General features: G+C 54.4%; 18 protein-coding genes. 8 read left to right on the top strand and 10 right to left on the bottom strand.

Features of this window, described 5'->3' with window-relative positions:
- The first annotated feature begins 323 nt into the window (after positions 1–323).
- Positions 324–1,463 (top strand): site-specific integrase, encoded by a 1,140-nt coding sequence (locus C1J02_RS05210; RefSeq protein ID WP_114877633.1) that lies wholly within the window; start codon positions 324–326, stop codon positions 1,461–1,463.
- 712 nt (positions 1,464–2,175) lie between these two features.
- Here the strand turns inward: C1J02_RS05210 and C1J02_RS05205 are convergent.
- Genes C1J02_RS05205 through C1J02_RS05190 form a run of 4 tightly spaced genes read right to left on the bottom strand, consistent with a single transcriptional unit; the run spans position 2,176 to position 6,437 of the window.
- Positions 2,176–2,793, bottom strand: coding sequence for an ABC-type transport auxiliary lipoprotein family protein (locus C1J02_RS05205; RefSeq protein ID WP_114877632.1), 618 nt, complete (start codon positions 2,791–2,793; stop codon positions 2,176–2,178).
- A 4-nt stretch (positions 2,794–2,797) separates the two neighbouring features.
- Positions 2,798–4,513, bottom strand: coding sequence for an MlaD family protein (locus C1J02_RS05200; RefSeq protein WP_114877631.1), 1,716 nt, complete (start codon positions 4,511–4,513; stop codon positions 2,798–2,800).
- Positions 4,513–5,304, bottom strand: a complete 792-nt coding sequence (locus C1J02_RS05195; RefSeq protein WP_114880388.1) for an ABC transporter ATP-binding protein — start codon at positions 5,302–5,304, stop codon at positions 4,513–4,515. Before C1J02_RS05195 ends, C1J02_RS05200 begins: the two co-directional genes overlap by 1 nt.
- Positions 5,304–6,437, bottom strand: coding sequence for an MlaE family lipid ABC transporter permease subunit (locus C1J02_RS05190; protein ID WP_114877630.1), 1,134 nt, complete (start codon positions 6,435–6,437; stop codon positions 5,304–5,306). Before C1J02_RS05190 ends, C1J02_RS05195 begins: the two co-directional genes overlap by 1 nt.
- 309 nt (positions 6,438–6,746) lie before the next feature.
- Here C1J02_RS05190 and C1J02_RS05185 point away from each other — a divergent pair, with 309 nt between their 5' ends.
- Complete coding sequence (locus C1J02_RS05185; RefSeq protein WP_114877629.1) at positions 6,747–7,160, top strand: cytochrome c; 414 nt, start codon at positions 6,747–6,749, stop codon at positions 7,158–7,160.
- A 45-nt stretch (positions 7,161–7,205) separates the two neighbouring features.
- On the opposite strand, the gene C1J02_RS05180 is transcribed toward C1J02_RS05185, so the two are convergent.
- The 5 genes from C1J02_RS05180 to C1J02_RS05160 form a co-directional block, all read right to left on the bottom strand.
- Positions 7,206–7,532 carry a TraR/DksA family transcriptional regulator gene (locus C1J02_RS05180; RefSeq protein ID WP_114877628.1) on the bottom strand — a complete coding sequence of 109 codons (327 nt, stop codon included), beginning with the start codon at positions 7,530–7,532 and terminating at the stop codon, positions 7,206–7,208.
- A gap of 66 nt (positions 7,533–7,598) precedes the next feature.
- Positions 7,599–8,039, bottom strand: a complete 441-nt coding sequence (locus C1J02_RS05175) for a DUF6691 family protein (protein ID WP_114877627.1) — start codon at positions 8,037–8,039, stop codon at positions 7,599–7,601.
- Positions 8,040–8,042: 3 nt separating this feature from the next.
- Positions 8,043–8,474: a YeeE/YedE family protein gene (locus C1J02_RS05170; protein ID WP_114877626.1), complete on the bottom strand. Its 432-nt coding sequence runs from the start codon at positions 8,472–8,474 to the stop codon at positions 8,043–8,045.
- Between the two features lie 3 nt (positions 8,475–8,477).
- Positions 8,478–8,690: a DUF2892 domain-containing protein gene (locus C1J02_RS05165; RefSeq protein WP_114877625.1), complete on the bottom strand. Its 213-nt coding sequence runs from the start codon at positions 8,688–8,690 to the stop codon at positions 8,478–8,480.
- A gap of 87 nt (positions 8,691–8,777) precedes the next feature.
- A complete protein-coding gene (locus tag C1J02_RS05160; protein WP_114877624.1) occupies positions 8,778–9,446 on the bottom strand; it encodes a Crp/Fnr family transcriptional regulator in 669 nt (222 codons plus the stop codon).
- A gap of 209 nt (positions 9,447–9,655) precedes the next feature.
- Between C1J02_RS05160 and C1J02_RS05155 the strand changes: the two genes are divergently transcribed.
- From C1J02_RS05155 to C1J02_RS05140, 4 genes are read left to right on the top strand one after another with little or no spacing between them, the layout of a single operon-like run.
- The gene (locus C1J02_RS05155; RefSeq protein WP_114877623.1) at positions 9,656–10,363 is read left to right on the top strand and encodes an ABC transporter ATP-binding protein; all 708 of its coding nucleotides are present in this window, start codon (positions 9,656–9,658) and stop codon (positions 10,361–10,363) included.
- 5 nt (positions 10,364–10,368) lie between these two features.
- A complete protein-coding gene (locus tag C1J02_RS05150; protein WP_114877622.1) occupies positions 10,369–12,732 on the top strand; it encodes an ABC transporter permease in 2,364 nt (787 codons plus the stop codon).
- Between the two features lie 4 nt (positions 12,733–12,736).
- Entirely contained in the window at positions 12,737–13,948 is a 1,212-nt protein-coding gene (locus tag C1J02_RS05145; RefSeq protein WP_114877621.1) for an efflux RND transporter periplasmic adaptor subunit, read from the top strand.
- Positions 13,945–15,597: an alpha/beta hydrolase gene (locus tag C1J02_RS05140; protein WP_114877620.1), complete on the top strand. Its 1,653-nt coding sequence runs from the start codon at positions 13,945–13,947 to the stop codon at positions 15,595–15,597. Before C1J02_RS05145 ends, C1J02_RS05140 begins: the two co-directional genes overlap by 4 nt.
- Here C1J02_RS05140 and C1J02_RS05135 read toward each other — a convergent pair.
- Complete coding sequence (locus C1J02_RS05135; RefSeq protein WP_162798233.1) at positions 15,594–15,959, bottom strand: phasin family protein; 366 nt, start codon at positions 15,957–15,959, stop codon at positions 15,594–15,596. The genes C1J02_RS05140 and C1J02_RS05135 overlap by 4 nt on opposite strands.
- Positions 15,960–16,067: 108 nt before the next feature.
- On the opposite strand from C1J02_RS05135, the gene C1J02_RS05130 reads away from it, so the two are divergent.
- Both C1J02_RS05130 and C1J02_RS05125 read left to right on the top strand, forming a co-directional pair.
- A complete protein-coding gene (locus C1J02_RS05130; RefSeq protein ID WP_114877618.1) occupies positions 16,068–16,784 on the top strand; it encodes a VIT1/CCC1 transporter family protein in 717 nt (238 codons plus the stop codon).
- A gap of 69 nt (positions 16,785–16,853) precedes the next feature.
- Complete coding sequence (locus C1J02_RS05125; RefSeq protein WP_114880387.1) at positions 16,854–17,987, top strand: site-2 protease family protein; 1,134 nt, start codon at positions 16,854–16,856, stop codon at positions 17,985–17,987.
- Positions 17,988–18,012: the final 25 nt, after the last annotated feature.

The raw sequence follows: 18,012 nt of genomic DNA, 5'->3' as shown, positions 1-18,012 counted from the left end.
ACACCCCAATTCAGCAATGGTTTTAAATTGAATGATGGGTTTTGGCACCCATATGACACCCGAAGCACTTTTGATGCTTCATCAAGGCTTAGAGAATAGCCATCTAATATATTGATTTAATTAATTAAAAAGTGGTGCCCGGGGGCGGAATCGAACCACCGACACGAGGATTTTCAGTTCTCGGTTAGAGATGAACATACCATACCATACCTTCAACTTTATCGTTGTATTTTCATGCTATTAGTAGATATTAGCTCTTATAGCTGAACATAGGAAACCCTCCGAACGCCCCGTATTTTAGAGCCTATAGAGAGCCTAATGAAATGCCTCGAGTGAACCTAACCGACCTGACAGTGAAGACCCTGCCACTACCGGAACGAGGTCAAGTAACCTATTGGGACGATAGCCTGAGCGGCTTTGGTGTTCGGGTTTCACAGGGCGGCTCAAAATCCTTCGTTTTGGTCCATGGTGTTAATCGTCAAAGGGAGACCCTCGGGCGATATCCCACCATCAGCCTCAGACAAGCGAGAGACCAGGCAAAGAAGAAGCAGGCTGAGATTACTCTGGGGATCGAGCAAAACCGATCTATTTCTTTCAAAGATGCCCGAGAACTCTTTCTGGAAGACTGCCGCTCCAAAAACAAAAAGAACACCGTTGATTATTACCGCAAGCGCTTGGACATTCATTTTCGATTTGGGCGCAAACGTTTGGATGAAATTTCCCGTACAGATATTCAGTCACGCATTCGCCGAAGCCAGGTTTCACCACCCGAGCAGCATCACGCGTTCGTAGCGATCCGCACTTTTCTCAATTGGGCATTAAGGGAGCAGTTCATTGAAATCAGTCCTATCGCCGCGATGAAACCTCCGGGGCCCCCGAAGCCTCGTGAAAGGGTTTTGTCAAACGGCGAGCTCCAAGAGGTTTTTACTAAGTCCATGCAACAGCCCTACCCTTTTGGCACCATCGTCTCGTTGCTGATCCTAACCGGGATGAGACGCAACGAGGTTGCATCTCTCGAATGGGATTGGATCGATCGGAATGACCGCATGATCACCCTGCCCGCGACCCTAACCAAAAACAATCGCACACATGCCCAACCTTACGGCGACTTGGTCACTGATGTCTTGGAGTTAATTCCCCGGACGTCCAACTACCTGTTCCCCAGCCGCTCAGGAAAAGGCACCGTATTCAATGGATGGGGAAAGTCTAAGGCCCAGATTGACGCCAAGTTCGAAAACGTTGATCCTTTCACTTTGCATGATCTCAGGCGCACTTTCGCAACAATTCATGCAAAAATTGGCACCCCAATTCATGTCACTGAAAAGCTCTTAAACCATGTAGCTGGAACGATCAGTGGCGTCGCGGCGGTTTACAATCGCCATTCGTATTTGGACGAAATGCGTGATGCAATTGATCAGTATGACAGCTATGTTGCCGGGCTAACCGATGTGCAGCTTAAATGAGCCTCGAAACTGTCCGAATAAGCGGGACCAGTTAATGGTTAACGATTTGGTACGGAAGCAAAGCATTGAAGCTGGCAACGTCAGGCAATCTGACCCAGCCCCCTAAATCGAGCAAGCAATGGGTCCAGTTGTGGTGGACGAAGTGCGTCTTATCCTCCGTGCGGCCGTTCACTATCCGGCTATGGTTCGGATATCACGGACAGCATGGTCAGGTCGTGGACACAACGAAATGGCAATTCGATCCAAATAGACCGCGGACTGACGTCTGAAGGGGAGCGGAGGATCATTCTAGCGGAGCAAACGCAATTTAACCGTCTTGGTTGCGAAACAGGTAAACCTGATGGTGTGATTGTTCCGAACAGCCGTGCAGCCTTCAAGAAAAATGCCGAAGCGACAGGGATTGACTTCAAAGCTGTCAATTTTCGTTCACTATTGTTCCTGAGAAAAACCGGCTCCCAGATTGGCCGAATGTGTCGATAAGTGTGCGTCACCACTCAATTTGGCGTCATGTTCTTTCAAGACTGCCTATAAGTTGACAGCGAAATGTATCGAGTTGCCAAGCCTATTTTCGACGTCGATAGATTTGTCGCTGACTGCTGCAAAGCGGTCGAAAAGAATCCAGCTCACAAATCGGCTACGGAAGTCGTGTGCCGTGCAATGTCCGATCCCACGAAAATACTCGACACGCTAGGAGCGCCAACAGAGCCTGTAATTACACCCGCTGAATGACCCATTCTGACAGGGTGGGGATAAGGTTGTTCAACACATCCTGAAACGCAGAGACAACGGCCCTGGCATCCTCGCTGGGTGTTGATTGTGATTGCGAAAAGCTGCGTGTTGCGACGACGCGTTGATCTCGATCGTTGATGATGGTCAGTTCAATATCGACGTGTACCTCAAACGTATCATCAGCCAGCGCGTTCACTTCGAACGCATCCATTCGGACCAGCAGCGCTTTGTCAGGAACGGGGCCTGCATCGCTGCGCCCGACGTAAGCAATGCGGTCAGTTGCGGAAATACTGCGGATCAGGAGGGACTGAAATACCAAGGGGAGTTCGTCGCTCCAACGGGCATCGGGCAGATAGGCGATTGATGCGCTGTCCGGCCTGATCATGATCCGGTCGGTTGCAAGCGCCGCTGAAGCCTGTGGACGTGCGATCAGCAGTGTGCGGGATGTTCGTCCGCCCTTTTTTGACCCCATCACCGGGAGCAGATCGTAGGTATTCAGCGGCTCGGTTGCTGCGTTCAAAGCGTTTAGGGTGCTGCATCCGCCAAGGACGCTAACCGCACCAAGCAGGGCAGTTCGACGGTTCAGAATGAGCGTTTGCATTGATCTATCTCCTGTATTCCGGGACACGCCCATCCAGCAAAAAGCGTGCCGGGTCGCGTTCAATCCGGCGCACCAGATCGCCCAGCGTCGTGACCAGAACGCGTGCATCTGCGGCAAGCCTCGTCATTTCTGGCAGGCCCTTGCGCGCAAAATCGCTAATGCCGGGTGTGCTTTGCGCGACCCCTGTCTGGATCTGTTTGACCACCACATCGCTGCGGGCGATCAGAGCCCTGAGTTCGGAGGTAATTTCGGGCATATCCTTGGACACGTCGGCGACCGCCTGACTGATTTGAACAGAAGCCTCACGGATGTCTGTCATCATCGGCCCAATATCCGTATCCATTACGGTTGTGGCTGATGCAAATGCGGTTTGCGCCGATCCAAGCGCTCCATCGGCCACCTCAAGCGTCTTGTTCAGCGCGTCCAGACTGCCTTGTGCTTTTTTAAACAACGCGTTGGCCGATCCGATGGCCTGTTGTGCTTCATCGGCCATAGGGTCAAACCGATCTGTCATGCCGGTCAGGTTTGCCGCTACATCTTCAACGGCTTTGCTCGCGGTTGCGACCCCTTGGCGGATGTCTGTCATGATGGCGGGGACATCGTCCAGCACCACGGCTTCGATCGTTGCAATGGCGGCTTTTGCATCCTTAAGAACAACGCGGGCTTCGGCGACCAGCAATGTCCCGTCTCCCTCGACCAGCGTATCAAAACTGGTTGAGGCCTCAATGACAGCGACAAACGCATCATTGGCGAGCTTCAATGTCTGATCAAGTTCGGCCAGCCGCGCATTCAACAGATCCGAGGTCTGGGAAAAACCGTCCAGTGTTGCACCTGAGCGTTCCTGTAGGTCAGCAATGGCAGCGTTGGTCTGGGTTGCCGCTTCGGACACCTGCGCAAGTATGTCGGGCACCTGCTCACTGAGGATTTTCTGGGCCTGATCAAAGACCCCTTTCGCACTGTCGACCGCGTCGACAGATTGCAACAACGCCTTGTCCGCTGTCTCAAACGCCCCTTTTGCGGCGGTCAATGTGTCATCCGTCTGCTCCAGTGTGGCAGAAACAGATGCGCCAATTGCGTCGAGGCGTTCAGTGAACAGTGTGATCTGCGCCGTGGCCTCTCGTACGGTGACGGTGATATCGGAAAAGTCGCTGAGGGCCTGATCCAGATTATCCGATGATGCATCAAGATTGCGCAGGATATTTCTGACAAATGTTTGATTTTCGGGGCCTGTCAACGTCTGAAATTGCTCCAACAACAATTTCGCTTCGTCCAAAAGATCGGGCGCGTCTTGAACCAGAGTCTGTACAGTTGATCGGCGCGACGGGATGATCAGCCAGCCGTCGTCATTGGCGGTCAAAGGGGCGGCGGAGGGTGTGCCACCTGAAAGCGAGATATAGGCAACGCCCGTCACCCCTTGGGCCTGAAGCTGGGCAATAGTGTCTGTTCTGACGGGTGTATCCGCGTCTACCTCAATGGTGGTGAACACCTTTGATGGGTCTTCCGGTGCAATCTGAAAGCCGATGACTCTGCCAACAGAAATACCATTGAAGAAAACATCTCCGGACGAGTCTAGGCCGGAAACATCGTCAAATAGAATGCCGTATGTGGCGTACTGCCGATCTATCTGAACACTGGCGAGCCAAATGAAAAATCCCAGCGTACCCAGGATGGCCATCAGGGTGAAAACACCGATCAGAATATAGTTCGCACGGGTCTCCATCACAGGTTTCCTTTCGGTGTGGCCGAGGCAGAGGCGGCGCGGGCGCGCGGCCCGTGAAAATATTCGCGCACCCAAGGATGATCAACTGCCAACATATCCTGCATCGTACCCACTGCCAGCACGCGCTGGTCCGCCAGCACTGCTATCCTGTCGCAGATTGCGTGCAGGCTATCAAGATCATGGGTCACCAGAAATACTGTCAGCCCCAGTGCTGCCTGCAATTGCTTGATCAGTATATCAAAGGCCGCGGCACCGATCGGATCAAGCCCTGCCGTTGGTTCGTCAAGAAAAACGATTTCGGGGTCCATTGATATGGCCCGGGCAAATCCGGCCCGCTTGCGCATGCCACCTGAAAGCTCAGAAGGATACTTTGCCATCGCATTCTCAGGCAGGCCAACCATGCGCACCTTGATGCCTGCCAATGTCTCACGCATGTCGTCGTCAAGCGTGAGTTGCTCGCGCATGGGTGCTTCAACATTCTGGCGCACGGTCAACGAAGAAAACAATGCACCATCCTGAAACATCACCCCCCAGCGTCGGCGCAGGGCGCGGTATTGTTCGTCTGAGGTCGAGCGCACGCTTTCACCAAAAACCTCGATCTGCCCCTCGTCAGGGTCCAGTAATCCTACAATGGCCCGCAGCAAAACCGATTTGCCGGTGCCAGAGCCGCCGACAACTCCGATGATCTCGCCCCGCCTGACATCAAGATCAAGACCGTCATGAACTGTGTGGGTGCCAAAACGCGTGACCAGACCGCGGACACGTATGATGGGGTCTTCGGATGATTGCATCATACCCCCACCACTGCGAAAAAGACTGAAAACAACGCATCCATCACGATGACCATAAAGATCGACAATACGACCGATGCAGACGTCAGGCGCCCCAGCGATTCTGCATTTCCGCCGACCATCATGCCCTCGTAACACCCGATAATGCCAATGATCAACGCAAAGAAGGGGGCCTTGATCATGCCGACGCTGAAATGCCAAACGTCTGTGGTGCTGACCAGCCGAGCCTGAAAGACCGCTGGAGAAACGCCCAGATCGATCCATGACATCAGCGCCCCACCCACCAGCCCGGATATGTCGGCAATAAATCCCAGTGCGGGCAACATGAGTATCAGCGCCAGAACGCGCGGCACAACGAGAATGGTCACCGGATCAAGGCCGAGGGTGCGCATGGCGTCAATTTCCTCGCGCATTTTCATCGACCCGATTGCGGCTGTAAATGCCGACCCTGACCGCCCAGCAACGATGATTGCGGTCAAAAGGATGCCAAGTTCGCGCAGGATTGATATGGCGATCAGATCGACGACAAACACTTCTGCCCCAAATTGACGCAGTTGCGCAGACCCCTGAAACGCAAGCACAACGCCAATCAGAAAAGACATGAGTGCGACAATGGGAACCGCACTGACCCCAATTTCCTGACAGTGGTGCACCACTGACGTCAGACGCAACCGGCGTGGATGTATTATAATCCCGGCCAGTGTCGCGACCACCTGTCCCAGGAACGATGTCAATTCAACCGCCATGCGCCAGCCGCGCGTGACTTTCCTGCCAAAGTTTTCCAACCGGTCGGCAAGTGTCAGAGCGGCTGCCGGCACATGATCAGCGGGCGGCATATTGCGCTGCACCGTCTTGATCAGTTGCGCCTGTGCGGGCGTGGCACCTTCGATGTTCAGGGTCACGCCGGATTGTTCGGCCCGTTTCTGATGATCGACAAGAAACCACGCACCCGCCGTATCCATTTGGGATAAGGCCGAGATGTCGATGACCGAAAATGTTCCTGAGACAACGCGTTTTGCCTCATTGGTGATCTCGACCAAGGTATCTATCAACAACTTGCCCTGCAGCGTTAACCTATCGTCAGCGATGGACAATGAGACCGCTTTTTCGTTGCTTTGCCCGTTGTTGTTCATGCAGGGGCCCTGATCAAATGCGTCATCGGACCTGTGACCATGTTAAACCACATGCGTGGAGATCTGGCACCGACCTACGTGATTTTCGCAGCGGCCAAATAGGGTTGGTATCTTGGGTCACTTCGTTTCCATTGCTTTGGGAGTGTTGCTGGCAAGCATTCTCAAACTATGTACTTGGCCGTAATTATCGTTGATGCAGATCAATACGTCCATCACCCACATATGCAACTGTTCTCAAATGGCGCATGACCTGTTGATGAACCAAGCGCCCGCAAACCCGGTTACCGACCCCATGGCGGAAATTAAAGCATGCAAGCCCCTTTAGGTATCATTGCGACCCTGTGCGCGGCCCTGCTTTTAGGCTGCAACGGAGGTATTCCTGACGCGCGTGCAGATGTTGAGAGTGGGCGCGCGATTTATGCCAAAGAATGCGCGCAATGTCATGGCATAAACGGCGATGGAGCCGGGGCCGCTTCGCTAGGGCTTGGCGTGGTGCCGCCGAACCTGGTCGGCTTGACCGGCCGAAATGATGGTGTTTTCCCAAGAGAATTTGTGCGGCGGTTTGTTCTGGGTCTTCTTGAGAAAGAAGATCCTGACGCTGCCATGCCCGAGTTTGGAACAGTGGGGTTGCAGCATGTCTATCCCGACGGCGGGGCTGGGGCCGAAGTGTTACATACGGATATCGCCGCCCTGCTCGATTACCTCGAGACAATACAGCAATAACCCCCTACCCTTCGTTTGCCGATCAGGAAACCATGCCAAACGCGGTTATTGGCTGCCCGTCGCACACCTCTTGCACAAAGGTGCATAAAGGACAGCATTCAGGCGTTCTTCAGAGATCGGTTCGGCGCATTTCTGGCAGATGCCATAGGAGCCGTCCGCAATCCGCCCCAACGCAAGCTGCAGCAGCGATACTTCCTTTTGCGCGACAGCGCCAAGGCCTTCGAGCACTTCATCATCTTCAAGGTCGATCGCCTGTTCATTCAGGTCTGCGGATTTGGGTTCACCAAGCTCATCATCAATCTCGTGAATGCGGGCCCCAAGTTCCTTGAGGCGATCAGCAATGAGTTTTCCATAATGCGTCAGGTCGGGCATGTTATGTCCTTTGTCTGTGGGTGGGGATATCACTAGCAGCACAGCAGCTGACAGTGTTGACCAAGATCAATGTCCCTGGGCGCGTGTTCGAAACGCGACACGGTCCAGTGCCGTCCGTGTGATCAGCATGCCGGCGATAAGCGCCGCAACGAAAATAACCACGCGGGTATCCAGCGTGCCCAATGCGGGCAAAGCCCCCCCTGGGCAAAAGCCAGCAATACCCCACCCAACGCCGAAAACACCGGAACCGATCAGCAGCCGGGCATCAAGCTGGCGGTTGGTTGGCACATCAAATGTCGGTTCATACACCGGCGCAGATCTGCAGAAAACCAAGCGGTAGCCGATGAACGTGACGATAACGGCCCCGCCCATCACAAAGGCAAGGCTGGGATCCCATGTTCCGGCAACGTCAAAGAAGTTAATCACCTTTGCAGGGTTTGCCATGCCCGACATTGCGATGCCGGTGCCAAAAATGCTGCCGATGAAAAATGTCAGAAGATTGCGCATGATTTATGCCCCCAGGATGTGTCGAATGACATAGACGGTCAGGCCTGTTGTCAGCATGAAAGTTGCGGTTGCGGCGAATGATCTGGGTGACAACCGTGCCATGCCGCAAACCCCGTGACCTGAGGTGCAGCCGCTTCCCAGTGTGACGCCAATACCGACCAGAAAACCGCCTATCAGCAGCATCGGCGTTGCTGCAGGAACCTGGATATCAGGCAGCTGTCCGGAGATCGCCAAAAAGACCCAAGGTCCGGTAAACATGCCGGCCAGCATCATGACACGCCAGACCCAATCATACCTGCTCGCCGGCAAAAGCACCCCGGCCAGAATGCCGGTGGCCCCCATGATCCGACCTCGCAAAAGCATCAGAAGAACCGCGGCGAGCCCAATGAGAGCGCCACCGGCCAATGACGCGATTGGTGTGAAAGCTGTTTCCATTGGTCAGATCCTGCAGCTCGAGATGCCAAAAATTCTGTAAAGTGGGCAGAACCGAAAAAGGGCTGTGCCAACCAAGACCAACCCGACGACGATGCTGGCATAGAAAAGTGGTGTTGATGACCAGACGGCCGGTAGATTGAAAAGTGGTGATAGAATGAGCGCCAAGCCAATGATGGCTCTTAGCACACGATCTGTGTTGCCCAGATTGATTGTCATATCCAAATCCTCCTTTAGGTGCTCCGTTTCACTAAGCGTAGATCAATGGTGGCGGCAGATCAGTGATAATGTCACACGCGATTATCCTTATGGTGCCTCAGCAAGCCGCGCGATCGCGGCGGCATCGCGCAGCTCAATCTCACCCCGGCTCAGCCGAAGCCAACCGCGCCGCTCAAATTCTTTAAGTTGGCGGGAAATAACCTCGCGCGCCGTGCCAAGTTCAATCGCAAGCTGCTGGTGGGTCAGGTGCAAAACGCTTTTTGCATCCTTCAGCTCAAGCAGTTTCTGGGCCACACGGATGTCCATCCGTTTGAATGCAATTTCTTCGATGACAAGAAACAGATCAGTGATCCGTTTCGAATAGGCCTCAAAGACAAAAGCGCGGAATTCCTTTGACGCAGCCATCAACTCATCAAATATGTTGCGTGGAATGAGGATCGCTTCGACATCGGTTTCTGCGATGCCTTCTGCGGAGTAATCCTCAAAGGCAAGAAGACAGGCCGTGGTCAAAACACAGCTTTCACCAGCGTGGACCCGGTAAAGGACGATCTCTCTGCCGGCTTCTGATAATTGCTGGACCCGCACCGTTCCCGATACCAACAGCAACAGGTTTTCGGCCGGGTTGCCAGGGCCAAAAATCAGCGATCCCTGCTTGATCTCAACGGAACGCGCCTGCTTATCAAGCAGGTCAGAAACCGTTTCTGAAAGCTCTGCAAGACCTGGAAATTTGTCCCGCCACGGTAGTCTGTCTAACATTACATTCACCTTATTTACCTATTTGTTACCGCGAAATTATCCTTTGCACTTTGATATTAATCAACGCGATGCCCCATCCTTTCAAGGCACCTTGTGCTGCGGCTGAAACTGATATTGCCGATAATAGTCATGGCCCCCGACCAAAATTGAGATCGATCAATTCCGTCTCCCCCTGGATCCTTTATGCGTAACGTCAGCAGGAGAGGTCCGTGGCTGACATCATATTCAAAACCCAAGGCATCACAAAGGTATATGATACCGGTGAGGTGAAGGTTTTTGCTTTGGACGGCGTGGATCTTGAGCTTTACAAAGGTGAATTGACCGTTCTGCTTGGGCCCTCGGGCAGCGGCAAATCAACGCTTCTTAATATCCTCGGCGGTCTTGATCATGCCACCGACGGACGGGTTTGGTTTGACAATACAGAGCTGACCGACATGGCTGATCGGGGCCTCACAAAATACCGGCGTGATCACGTTGGATTTGTGTTTCAGTTCTACAATCTGGTGCCCAGCCTGACGGCACGCGAGAACGTTCAGCTTGTCACAGATGTCGCACCCGACCCGATGCCCGCCGAAGAAGCACTTGAACTGGTTGGGCTCGGCAAGCGCATGGATCACTTTCCCTCGGAAATGTCAGGAGGTGAGCAACAGCGTGTTGCCATCGCGCGGGCGATTGCAAAACGACCTGAAATTTTGCTGTGCGATGAACCAACCGGCGCACTGGACAGCACAACGGGCGTCCAAGTGCTCGAAGTGCTGCGTGATATCAACGAACGGTTCGGCACCACGACCGTTGTGATCACCCATAACGCTGAAATTCAACGCATGGCGCATAGGGTGATCTTTTTTCAGGACGGTAAGATCAGCGAAATTCGGACCAACGACAAGCGGCTGGCCCCGTCTGAGATTGCGTGGTGACGGGCATGCAGGCAATTGACATCAAACTGCTGCGTGACTTTAAAAGGCTTTGGTTACAAGCCGTTGCAATATCATTGGTGCTGGCTTGTGGCGTTGCAATCCTGCTGACGTCGGTCGGGATGTACAAGGCGCTTTCCGAGACACGAACTGCATATTATGAACGCAATCGCTTTGCAGATGTCTTTGCCCATACCACCCGTGCCCCTTTGTCATTGCTCTCTGAAATCGCCCGCATAGATGGCGTCACCGGTATCGAGGCGCGCATTGCCGGGGATGCCACTTTGGACATTCCGGGGCGCACCAGAACGGCGGTTGGTCATATCCTGTCGTATCCTGAAACCGCCAGTCCGGTTTTGAATGTCCCTTTGCTGGTTACTGGCAGGTTTCCTGATCCTCTCAGCACCGATGAAGTTGTCGTCAACGCACCTTTTGCAGAAGCGAATAAATTTACGGCGGGTGACAGTTTCAGTGCCAACCTCAGAGGGCGAAAGCGCAGCCTGACGATTGTTGGCACAGTGTTGTCGCCTGAGTTTATCTATACAATCGGCCCCGGTGCATTGATGCCGGACAATGCGTATTTTGGTATCATCTGGATGTCTGAACGCGCTGCAGCGGCGGCGTTCGATATGACCGGCGCGTTCAACGATGTGTCACTGGCGCTGGCCACAGGGACGTCGACGGCGACAGTCATTGACGCGCTGGACACGTTGTTGGAACCCTTTGGGGGCTTTGGTACCTATGATCGTACCACGCATCAGTCCAATGCATTTCTCGATGCAGAGATCAGTCAGCTCAAGGGAATGTCCGCCATTCTGCCGCCTATCTTCTTTGGCATTTCGGGGTTTCTGGTCAGCATGGTGATGAGCAGGATCATCACACTGGAGCGTAGTGAAATTGGTCTTCTCAAAGCTATCGGATATTCCGATATGGAAATCAGCCTGCATTATTTGATGTTGGCGGCGATGATCGCAGTGGTCGGTGTCGGGGTGGGTTGGATCGCCGGGACAGTGCTGGCGCGCGTCACAGCCGCCCAATATGCGGAATTCTTTAATTTCCCTTATGTGATCTTTCGCGTTTCATATTGGGTTTATGCCCTCACTGGCCTTGCTGGTCTGGCCACGACCAGCCTTGGGGCCGCTCAGGCAGCCCTCAAGGCTGCGCGACTGGCCCCCGCAATCGCGATGCAGCCCCCTGCCCCGCCGCGGTTCAAGAGATCCTTCATTGATGATGCATTGACACGTCTGCGCCTTGCCCAATCGACGGTCATGATCTTGCGTTCTCTGTTGCGCTGGCCAGTGCGAAGTTTTCTGACCTCGCTGGGTCTGGCGCTTGCTGTGGCTTCGATGATCGCGGCCACTTTCATCAATGATGCGCTCGACGAAATTGTCGATCTGGCGTTCTACCGGACCAACCGACAGGACGCGATACTGCTGTTCGCGGATGATCTGCCTCAGGCAGCCCTTGAAGACATCCGCAATTTGCCCGGTGTATTGCAGGCCGAAAACCAGCAGTTTCACGCCGCAATCTTGCACCATGGCCATCTGAACAAACGGGTGGCTGTTGAATCGCGCCCCCCCGGTACTGACCTGAGCCGGGTGTTGGACGTACAAGGCAAGCCGCTTGATGTGCCGCCAGGCGGGGTGGTTCTGTCCAGGCGATTGGCGTCGCATCTTGATGTGCGAAGTCGCGAAAACATCGACATCGAGTTTCTGAGTGGCCGGCGTGAGACGTTTAGCGTCACGGTCACGGGGTTGGTGGAACAGCATTTTGGTTTGGGTGCCTACATGGATTTTGAATACTTGAACGCCCTTTTTCGACAGGCCCCACGGATATCGACCGTGAATGTGACGCTGGATGACCAACAAACCGAGGCGCTGCACGCCGCCATCAAGGATACCCCACGCGTGACGGGCATTGTTGAGATGAATGAAAACCGCCGCTCGTTTCAAAACACGATTGAGGAAAACATCCTGGTCATGAACACCATCTATATTGTGATCGCCGTGCTGATCACCGTTGGCGTGACCTACAACGCCGCGCGCATTCAACTGTCTGAGCGCGCGCGCGAATTGGCCAGCCTGAGAATCCTTGGCTATGGCCGTGGCGAAGTGTCGTACATTCTGGTGGGTGAGATAATGTTGATTGCGCTCAGTGCACAGCCGTTTGGCTGGCTCATCGGGGCCTGGATTGCCCAGCTGATGACATCAGCATTCACCAGCGATCTTTATGCGATCCCGCTGGTTCTGAAACCGGCAACCTTCACACTTGCAAGTCTTGTGGTGCTGAGTGCCGCGTTTGGATCAGCGATGATCGTGCGCCGGCGGCTTGACCGTCTGGATTTGGTCTCTGTCATGAAAACTAGGGAATGATGCAATGGCATATTCAACCCGCACACTTGTTCTGATCGGCCTTGGCGTCACGCTGGTGGCTGGACTGTCTTATGTCAGCTTCCGGACGGACCCGGTTGCCGTTGATCTGGCCACAGTCATCCAGGGACCTTTGGAAGTCACCATCAATGCGGATGGCAAAACACAGGTTCGGAACTTGTATGAGGTCGCGTCACCGATCGCAGGCACGGCCCTGCGGTCGCCGGTCTTGGAAGGTGATGTTGTGCGTTCAGGAGAGACGGTTGTTGCAATCGTACGCCCCTTGTCTGCCGGACTGCTGGATGCGCGCACCCAGTTGCAGGCCGAGGCGGCCCTGCAGGAAGCGTTGGCTGCACGACATGTGGCACAGGCCGATTTGAAACAGGCGGAAGAAACCCAGCGCTTTGCGCAATCGCAGTTTGAGCGGACGCAGGCATTGGTAAACCGTGGTGTGGCGTCGATCACCCGGCTCGAAGATGACACCCAAAGGCTGGCGGTTGCAAATGCGGCGATTGATGCCGCTCAGGCGCGGATTGAGATGGCGGATGGCGTTGTTAGGCGCGCGCGCGCCAGTCTTTTGTCACCAAGTGAGGCGGGTGCATCGCCTGACAGTTGCTGCGTTGAATTAACCGCGCCTTCGGATGGGGTGGTCCTGTCGGTAGCGGCAATTAGCGAACGCCCTGTTTCAACGGGGACACCGCTGGTCAGTATCGGCGATCCTAGTCAGCTTGAGCTTGTTGCAGACATCCTGTCAAACGATGCGGTTCGTCTTGCACCCGGCGCATTGGCCTATGTCGAACGCTGGGGTGGCGCGCAGGTATTGGAAGCAAAGCTGGACCGCATTGATCCCAAGGCACGCACTAAAATCTCGGCTCTTGGGATCGAAGAACAGCGTGTGGATGCCTATTTCATCATGACCAGCCCCCGTGACACCCACGCAACCCTGGGCGATGGTTTTTCCGTTTTTCTCAGGATCGTTGAATGGCGTGCGGAAGATGTGTTGCAGGTCCCGCTTAGCGCGATTTTTCGTCAGGATACGGGCTGGGCGGTTTTTGTGGCCCAAGGCGGGGTTGCAGAAAAACGCACAGTGACTTTGGGCCGACGTAACACGCAAATGACTGAGGTGGTGAGCGGCCTGGCGGTGTCAGAACAGGTGGTCACCCATCCAAGTGATGCCATCGCTGCAGGTGTTGCTTTGGTGGAAAGGTCGCAATTATGAGCGGAGACAAGAACAAACCGCATGAGCTGGACGCCCGCTGGCATTCGGCGCTTGGCCAACTGACGGGCGGTTTGTCCCCGGCGGCGCTTGTCACGGCATATGTGGATTGGGGACTGCATCTGATCGGGTCCCCCGACAAGCAGTCTGAACTGGTCAAAGAGGCGTTGTCATCTGGCCCAAACCGCAAGTCGCAGAGCGATCCGCGCTTTGCGGATGCGACGTGGTCTGCCTTTCCATTCAATCTTTATGCCCAAAGTTTTCTTGCCACGCAAAATTGGTGGAATACCGCCACCACAAATCTGTCTGGTGTTGATCCTAAACATGCCCAGATTGTCAGTTTCGCCGCGCGGCAGTGGCTTGACATGTTCTCGCCCTCCAACTTTGCCGCAACCAATCCGCAAGTGCATGAACGCACGCGTCAGGAAGGCGGACAGAACCTGGTTCGAGGTGCCCGTTATTGGATGGAGGACTTGAACCGTTTGCTGACCAAAAAACCACGGCAATCAGGCAACTACAATGTGGGAAAAGAGCTTGCCACCACGCCCGGAGATGTGGTTTTGCGCAACGATCTTGTTGAGCTGATACGCTACCACCCCACAACTGAAAAAGTGCATCCTGAGCCGATCCTGATCGTGCCTGCATGGATCATGAAATACTATATTCTGGATCTTACCGCCCAACGATCACTGGTCGCGTATCTGCGCGATCAAGGGTTTGAGGTGTTTATTCTTTCATGGAAGAACCCTGATCAAAAGGATGCCGATCTTTCACTGCAGGATTATGTCGATTTGGGCGTGCGCGCAGCCATTACCAAGATCAAGGCAATGGGATGCAAACGTCTGCATGCCGCCGGCTATTGTCTGGGGGGTACATTGCTGGCCATTGTCACCGCCGCGATGGCGCGTGACGGTGATGACAGTCTGGCCAGTGTCAGCCTGCTTGCGTCACAGGTGGATTTTTCCGAACCCGGCGAACTGGGGCTTTTCATCAATGAAAGCCAGGTGGCCTTTCTGGAAGATATCATGGCAACGCGTGGCTATCTCAAGGCGGATCAGATGGCAGGGGCATTTCAGCTTTTGCGGTCAAACGACCTTGTTTGGAGCAGGGTCATCCGCCACTATTTGCTGGGTGAACGCACCCCCGACAATCCGTTGCTGGCATGGAACGCCGATGCGACACGGATGCCCGCGCGAATGCATACTGAATACCTGCGGCGTTTGTTCTTGCAAAATGAGTTGGCCAAAGGAAGGTTTGAGGTCGATGGGGCGACAGTCGCCCCGAGCGACATCCGCACAAAGGTCTATTGTGTTGGCACGGAGGCGGATCATGTGTCGCCCTGGGTATCGGTCTACCGACTGTTGCTCTTGACCGATACCGATGTGACTTTTGTGCTGACCAGCGGCGGTCACAATGGCGGTATCTTGTCCGAACCCGGTCGCACTGGCCGGCATTTTCGCTGCGGTCACAAGGCCAAGAACGATACACATATGACCGCATCAGTTTGGTTTGACCGCCACCAACCAAAGGATGGATCATGGTGGCAGCACTGGGCGAAATGGCTAAGGAAACACAGCAGTCCAGTGGTGGCACCGCGCAAGGTAGATATTAAGGGATGTGACCCGGCACCCGGCCGCTACGTTCAGGGTTAAGATTTGTCTTTTGGGACTTTGGGCGCAAAAGCCTTAGTGCTCATTTCGACCAGCTTGCCGGTTTCGGCTTGATACTGATCCATGGCTTTTTGAATGAACTGGGCCTGAATGCGCTGAATGTCGCCGACGTTTTTACAGTGCAGTATTTCGTGCTGTGTCTTGACGTCTTCCTTGATCCTTTCAGCCACGAAACTGACCATTTCAGCGCTCAAATCACTGAGCGATTCAATCCACGCTGTGCTCATCCCCATCATGTTGCCGAAACCCGCCTCCTGAAGCTGCTTCAAGGTGTCGAGCGGCTCTGTCATTGAAGATATTGGTTTTTTTGCTTCTGTCTCTTGGGCCCCTGATTTGTCGGCCATTTCATGTCCTCCGGTTTGTGACGTTACGCCCGTAATCCTAGACGAGAATTTTGCATTTGGTTTGACATTACTCAATTGCGGCAAAGGCATCTCGCGGATGCTGTGGGGATGAAGCAAGAACACGGACACAGCCCGCAAGAAGTCGCCAGACGTCTGTCGGCGGGACCAAACCACAGCCATCTCAAAGACCTGATCTATGGCGGTATCGACGGTGCGGTGACCACGTTCGCGATTGTGGCGGGTGTCGAGGGTGCGGGGCTTTCGCATACGATCATCGTGGCCCTTGGGCTGGCCAATATCCTCGCAGATGGGTTTTCGATGGCCGCCAGCAATTATTCGGGCACCAAAGCTGAGCTGGACGACCGCAAGCGGATCATCCAGATCGAAGAGCGCCATATCGTCGAAAACCCTGCTGGCGAGTTGGAAGAGTTGCGACAGATCCTACACCTGCGCGGATTGACGGGTGAGGTGTTGGAAAGCGCCGTGCACGCGATTTCTCAGAGCAAGAAAAATTGGATCGACCTGATGCTCACCGATGAATACGGGCTGGCGCGTGATGGGCCGGCACCGATGCGCGCTGCGATTGCCACTTTCGTGGCTTTTCTGATGGCCGGGGCGGTCCCGCTGATTCCCTTTGTTCTGGGGATGCAGAATGCTTTTGCGATATCGATCGGTGCAACGCTGCTGACTTTTTTCCTGATTGGAACCGGGAAAAGCCGCTGGTCGCTTGCCAAATGGTGGCGGTCCGGCACCGAGACATTGTTCATCGGGGCCATGGCCGCGCTTTTGGCATATGGTGTCGGCGGGCTTTTCAATGTTGGCTAGTTTGGGTTGAGCGATGTCAATTTGGCCTCTGTCGCATCTGATACCTTGGTCCTTAAAAAGAGGCCTCTGATGTTCTCACAAGCGAAAAGAATTCTTTATCTCAATGGCTTTGAAATCAAGGTCGATCCCAGTTGGCTGGTTATTGCAGCGCTGATCACCTGGAGCCTGTCGCAGCAATATTTTCCCGATATTTTGCCCAATGCATCCGCGGCGACCCACCTGATGATGGCGCTGATTTCGATGCTGGCCCTCTTTGCATCGCTGTTGTTGCATGAATTGGCCCACTCGGTCGTGGCTCGACGTCTGGGCCTTCCGGTTAAAAGCATCACATTGTTTCTCTTTGGTGGCGTGGCCGAACTTGAGGCTGAACCTTCATCTGCCCGTGTCGAATTCTGGGTTGCGCTGGCGGGTCCGGTGATGTCGCTCTGTCTGGCGGGTGGGTTCTGGACCCTCACGAACGTCGCTCTGTTCTTTGGCAGCGAACCCGCATTGAGAGAGGTGATTTCTTATCTGGCGCTGATTAATCTGGTGCTCGCTTTGTTCAATATGGTCCCGGCGTTTCCCTTGGACGGCGGCCGCATGTTGCGCGCTTATCTGTGGCATCGGACGGGCGATGCGCTGGCCGCAACCAAGACCGCCGCGCAATCAGGCGCTTTTTTTGCTTATGCGCTGATGGCCTTGGGGGTTATGGCGCTTTTTCAGGGCGCATTGGTTGCGGGGCTATGGCAGTTGATGATCGGGGGATTTTTGCTGATCGCGGCGCGCTCCAGCTACAACGCGCAACTGGCTCGGGTGGTCTTTGAGGGGAAGTCCGTGGATGCGATGATGAAGCGTGACCCCATTACAGTTGGGCCAGAAATGACACTGGCAGAGCTGGCCGATCAGATCATGCTGCGGCACGGCGTCAGCTTTGTCCCTGTTCTGGATGATTCAGTGCTTCTGGGCCATATCGACACAACTGTTCTGTCCAGCATTGATCGCGAAAACTGGAGCAATACCCGCGTGGGGGATGTTTTTGTTGGATTGGATCAAAACGTGCTCGTCCCCCCTGAGTTGCCTGTACCGGAGCTTTTGGGGATTATCGCAAATACTGGCCGGCGCAAATTTCTGGTCGTGTCGGACCATCGCCTTGTTGGCGTGATCACCCTGGCTGATCTCACCCGGTTTCTTAACCTTGGTGATCTTGCACAGAGCGCAAAATAATCAACCACAGGATCTTTGCCACATA

The organism is Sulfitobacter sp. SK011, from assembly GCF_003352065.1.
In the GTDB taxonomy this organism is placed as follows: domain Bacteria; phylum Pseudomonadota; class Alphaproteobacteria; order Rhodobacterales; family Rhodobacteraceae; genus Sulfitobacter.
Note: the sequence above shows the minus strand (reverse complement) of the source record. Positions and strands in the feature narration are given on the sequence as shown.

Coding starts and splice junctions, on each gene's coding strand:
- C1J02_RS05210 (WP_114877633.1), top strand. CDS start 324: ATGCCTCGAGTGAACCTAACCGACCTGACAGTGAAGACCCTGCCACTA.
- C1J02_RS05205 (WP_114877632.1), bottom strand. CDS start 2,793: ATGCAAACGCTCATTCTGAACCGTCGAACTGCCCTGCTTGGTGCGGTT.
- C1J02_RS05200 (WP_114877631.1), bottom strand. CDS start 4,513: ATGGAGACCCGTGCGAACTATATTCTGATCGGTGTTTTCACCCTGATG.
- C1J02_RS05195 (WP_114880388.1), bottom strand. CDS start 5,304: ATGCAATCATCCGAAGACCCCATCATACGTGTCCGCGGTCTGGTCACG.
- C1J02_RS05190 (WP_114877630.1), bottom strand. CDS start 6,437: ATGAACAACAACGGGCAAAGCAACGAAAAAGCGGTCTCATTGTCCATC.
- C1J02_RS05185 (WP_114877629.1), top strand. CDS start 6,747: ATGCAAGCCCCTTTAGGTATCATTGCGACCCTGTGCGCGGCCCTGCTT.
- C1J02_RS05180 (WP_114877628.1), bottom strand. CDS start 7,532: ATGCCCGACCTGACGCATTATGGAAAACTCATTGCTGATCGCCTCAAG.
- C1J02_RS05175 (WP_114877627.1), bottom strand. CDS start 8,039: ATGCGCAATCTTCTGACATTTTTCATCGGCAGCATTTTTGGCACCGGC.
- C1J02_RS05170 (WP_114877626.1), bottom strand. CDS start 8,474: ATGGAAACAGCTTTCACACCAATCGCGTCATTGGCCGGTGGCGCTCTC.
- C1J02_RS05165 (WP_114877625.1), bottom strand. CDS start 8,690: ATGACAATCAATCTGGGCAACACAGATCGTGTGCTAAGAGCCATCATT.
- C1J02_RS05160 (WP_114877624.1), bottom strand. CDS start 9,446: ATGTTAGACAGACTACCGTGGCGGGACAAATTTCCAGGTCTTGCAGAG.
- C1J02_RS05150 (WP_114877622.1), top strand. CDS start 10,369: ATGCAGGCAATTGACATCAAACTGCTGCGTGACTTTAAAAGGCTTTGG.
- C1J02_RS05145 (WP_114877621.1), top strand. CDS start 12,737: ATGGCATATTCAACCCGCACACTTGTTCTGATCGGCCTTGGCGTCACG.
- C1J02_RS05140 (WP_114877620.1), top strand. CDS start 13,945: ATGAGCGGAGACAAGAACAAACCGCATGAGCTGGACGCCCGCTGGCAT.
- C1J02_RS05135 (WP_162798233.1), bottom strand. CDS start 15,959: ATGGCCGACAAATCAGGGGCCCAAGAGACAGAAGCAAAAAAACCAATA.
- C1J02_RS05130 (WP_114877618.1), top strand. CDS start 16,068: ATGAAGCAAGAACACGGACACAGCCCGCAAGAAGTCGCCAGACGTCTG.
- C1J02_RS05125 (WP_114880387.1), top strand. CDS start 16,854: ATGTTCTCACAAGCGAAAAGAATTCTTTATCTCAATGGCTTTGAAATC.